Origin of the sequence: Terrihalobacillus insolitus (assembly GCF_028416575.1) — a bacterium.
Classification (GTDB): Bacteria; Bacillota; Bacilli; order Bacillales; family Amphibacillaceae; genus Terrihalobacillus; species Terrihalobacillus insolitus.
The window spans coordinates 1-731 of record NZ_JAMQKB010000067.1 but is presented as its reverse complement, the minus strand read 5'-3'; the positions used below and the strand labels follow the sequence as shown (position 1 = coordinate 731).

General features: G+C 38.0%; 1 protein-coding gene. It reads right to left on the bottom strand.

Translation table 11 applies throughout. The features are described from left to right. Nucleotides 1-105: 105 nt before the first annotated feature. Nucleotides 106-731, bottom strand: a 626-nt coding sequence (locus NC797_RS18310) for an IS110 family RNA-guided transposase (RefSeq protein WP_272438219.1), incomplete at its 5' end; no start/stop codon positions are given.

Genomic DNA, 731 nt, shown 5'->3' with positions numbered 1-731 from the left:
CTTTTTATACGAAAATGGGGGTTATGCTGAATTTTGGCGCAAAAAAGCACCCCCCTTAAATGAAATTGTTCATTTTAAAAATTTATGGAACATTATTGTAGTTAATTATGCTGATTTGTTTTCTTGGATATCTATTTCGTAGCCCATCTTTTGTAATTCTTTTATAAAGTAATCTTTCTTCCTTTCTTTACTTGGTAGGTAGTCCCAGCCGTATTCCTGATAAGGTGTTTTTGTTTTTAGCATCTGGTAAATGATCCTTAAAATTAAATGTGCCAAAGCCATATTCGCTTTTTTTGGCCCTCGCCGTTTTACTATTCGGTAATAAAAGGAGGCCAATCGACTATCTTTGGATTTCATGGCGGCCCAGGCTACTTGGCACAGGACAGCTTTTAAGTGCGTATTTCCTTTGTTGGATTTAGACCCTTTTTTTTTACCAGCGCTTTCGTTATTGCCAGGACTTGTTCCAGCCCAAGAGGCTATATGCCCATCGGTAGGAAATACGGACATGTCGATACCAATTTCCGCTAGGATGCTCGCCGCTGCATCCTTTTGAATACCAGGAATGGTCATCAATATTTCCATTTCCTCACGATTGGGAGTTATTAATTGATCAATTTCACTTTCTAACTGTTCAATCTGTTTTTCAATGTAGAGAAGATGGTCATAGTGCATTTGAATTAACTTAAGGTGGTGAGGACGAATACGACCATTTAAAGCATCCAGTAATTGAG